The sequence below is a fragment of the Moraxella cuniculi DSM 21768 genome (assembly GCF_900156515.1).
Classification (GTDB): domain Bacteria; phylum Pseudomonadota; class Gammaproteobacteria; order Pseudomonadales; family Moraxellaceae; genus Moraxella; species Moraxella cuniculi.
This window is the reverse complement of record NZ_FTNU01000039.1, coordinates 1-2,417: the sequence shown is the minus strand read 5'-3', so window position 1 is coordinate 2,417 and position 2,417 is coordinate 1. Positions and strand designations below refer to the sequence as shown.

The following is a 2,417-nucleotide window of genomic DNA, read 5'->3' as shown; positions in this document are numbered from 1 at the left end:
GTTAAACGATAATTCCCACAGCTCAACCGCTTGGCGGAGCAATTCGCCTTGGCTGATGTTGTGCTGGGCGGACAATTCGGCGATTTTATCAATCAGCGTGGTGGGTAGTTTGTAGCTTTTGGCTTTCATGCCACGGCGAGCGTCTGATTTTGCAACAATTTGACTGGGGGTGAGTGCCATGTGAAATTCTCAATTAGACCCAGTAGGACTGCCACGATGCCGCTGTGGCAGCCGTTGTGCTAATTATGCTTGACTTAGCTAGATGAGCGTAGTAAGATAATAAGCACAAGGATAATTGCAATGCGTATAAAGGTTTTCATTGCAGTACTCCTTACTGGGTGGTTGCTGCTGCTTGTTAGGTGAGCAGCGGTAACCTACAAGGCAGGGTGTCCGACCACTCTGCCTTGATGCTTTTATTGTAAGTGTACTAATTTTTCAAGTCAAGCATTTTGCTTGGCTTTTTTTATTTTGGAGCAAAAATATGTTAGTAAAACTGTATATTTACCAAAAATCAGATGGGCTTTTTTTATACCAAGACATTGGCAATCCTGACAGTGTCATTAGCGACTTGGGCGATGATAAAGATTTTACGCTCACCGCACCACCTGACAATACTAAGCAGTATCGCTGGCTTGATGGGGCGTGGGTTTAAGCAGTTTGGCATACTCAACAATCGCCTGTTTAATCGCCCCAGCACGATTGCCACCATGATGGGCTTTGATGAACTGTAGGGCGTGATAAACCTCTTCATCATGCACGCTTAGCACGATGGCGGCAATGCGTTCCAAAGCACGAGCTTCATAATTCATGCTGGCTTTAATTTGTGATGCTGTGGATTTTTTCATAATTTGCCTTGATTTTTAACCATGATGTGCTATGATAAGAGTTAAGGAGTGGCTAGGGTTTCCCCTAGCTCAAGCCTTGGCAACTGCTACTTGCTTTAGGCTTCTGCTATTACCAAGCTGGGTAGCTTAGCAGTAACAGGGCGATGATTACGATTAGCTGAATGAGCGTTTTCATCGTCTTCTCCTTAAATCGTCAGTGTCAGTCACTGACACCCATCAATATTCCTTATGTTGATGGGCTTATTATAGCTCCTATTTGCATAAATATCAAGTACTTTATATTACACCACCCCAAGCCTTTGTGTTTGGGGTTTTTTTTGGAGCAAAAAATGACCGAACTACAGGGGCTGCACGCCCCTTTTTTGATTTCATGGCTGGGGATTTGGCTGTTTGCCTTTTTGGGCGGCGTTGCCAGTGCCTTTATCAAGATTGCCGATATTGACAAACGGCTGATTGCCCCTTTTATTGCCAAGCCCCTAATTGGCACCATTTGCGGCGTTGGCGTGGCGATTTATCTAAACGGCGATAACCACCCGCCCTCTGCCACGCTGATTGCTTGGGCATTGGTTGGCTCGGTGTTTTTGACGCCGATTATCACAGGGCTTTTGGTATTTATCAGCGACCAAAAACGCCAAGACGAGGTTTATCAAAATATCAAGGACAAATATCTGCCCTTTAACAAGGAGGACAAAAAATGACTTGGTGGAATCTGTTGATTTGCCTAATTGGCATGATTACGGGCATTTATACTTTTATCAAGCATTTAAATTCCTTCAACGACCGCAAAACTCGCACAGGCGATGCGTGGCTGGTTGCCGTTGGGACGCTTGGTTGGTCGATTAGCCTGCTTGATATGATAGACAGCCTGCTTGACAATGTGCTGATGCACTCTCAAGCCGAGACGCTTGGCAATGTGCTGATGCTGATTTTTTGGCTGGGGGTGATTTTGCAAGTGCAAAAACATTGTCTAAAGATTAAATTAAGAAAACGAAAATCCGCTTAACAAAGGAGAAATTTATGCAAATTAAAGACATTCAAACGCAGCTGGGCGTAACCGCTGACGGCATTTGGGGCGAAAAATCCAAACAAGCCATGCGTAGTGCCATGCGTGATGGCAAAGTGATTAAAATCACCGAAAATATCAGCCTAAACGAACTACTTGCCAGCAACACCGCAAGCCGTCTAGGTCTTGACAATATGCCAGATGGCAAAGTGCTACAAAACTTGATTGACAGTGCGATTAAGCTATTTCAACCTGCTAGGGAAATTCTTGGCAAGCCAATCCGCATCTCAAGTGGCTATAGAAGTCCCAAACTAAACGCAAAGATTGGTGGAGCAAAAAATTCCGCTCATTTATACGGCTTTGCGATGGATTTTGTCTGTCCTGAAGTGGGCAACACCAAGCAAGTGCTAAAAAAGCTCACCGATGGGCTAAAAGCCAAAGGCATTAAATTTGACCAAGCCATCATCGAATACCCAACCAGTCCAAACAGCTGGATTCATCTGGGCTACAAGCACCCAAGCGGCACTCAAAGAGGACAGGTTTTTAGGATTGGCTGATGATACCCCCCC

6 protein-coding genes are annotated in these 2,417 nt (G+C 45.0%); 4 read left to right on the top strand and 2 right to left on the bottom strand.

Annotated features, from left to right (window positions below; all coding sequences use genetic code 11):
* The coding region (locus BW928_RS11155) for a ribbon-helix-helix protein, CopG family (RefSeq protein ID WP_076556274.1) at nt 1-180 on the bottom strand (180 nt) is incomplete at its 3' end.
* A gap of 301 nt (nt 181-481) precedes the next feature.
* Here BW928_RS11155 and BW928_RS11770 point away from each other — a divergent pair.
* Nucleotides 482-652, top strand: a complete 171-nt coding sequence (locus tag BW928_RS11770) for a hypothetical protein (RefSeq protein WP_158078461.1) — start codon at nt 482-484, stop codon at nt 650-652.
* On the opposite strand, the gene BW928_RS11150 is transcribed toward BW928_RS11770, so the two are convergent.
* Nucleotides 615-845, bottom strand: a complete 231-nt coding sequence (locus BW928_RS11150; RefSeq protein WP_076556237.1) for a hypothetical protein — start codon at nt 843-845, stop codon at nt 615-617. The genes BW928_RS11770 and BW928_RS11150 overlap by 38 nt on opposite strands.
* 329 nt (nt 846-1,174) lie before the next feature.
* Between BW928_RS11150 and BW928_RS11145 the strand changes: the two genes are divergently transcribed.
* Genes BW928_RS11145 through BW928_RS11135 form a run of 3 tightly spaced genes read left to right on the top strand, consistent with a single transcriptional unit; the run spans nt 1,175 to nt 2,405 of the window.
* A complete protein-coding gene (locus tag BW928_RS11145; RefSeq protein WP_076556236.1) occupies nt 1,175-1,543 on the top strand; it encodes a hypothetical protein in 369 nt (122 codons plus the stop codon).
* On the top strand, nt 1,540-1,848 hold the full coding sequence (locus BW928_RS11140; protein ID WP_076556235.1) for a hypothetical protein: 309 nt from the start codon (nt 1,540-1,542) through the stop codon (nt 1,846-1,848). The genes BW928_RS11145 and BW928_RS11140 overlap by 4 nt, the downstream gene beginning before the upstream one ends.
* 14 nt (nt 1,849-1,862) lie before the next feature.
* Complete coding sequence (locus tag BW928_RS11135; protein WP_076556234.1) at nt 1,863-2,405, top strand: D-Ala-D-Ala carboxypeptidase family metallohydrolase; 543 nt, start codon at nt 1,863-1,865, stop codon at nt 2,403-2,405.
* Nucleotides 2,406-2,417 lie beyond the last annotated feature (12 nt).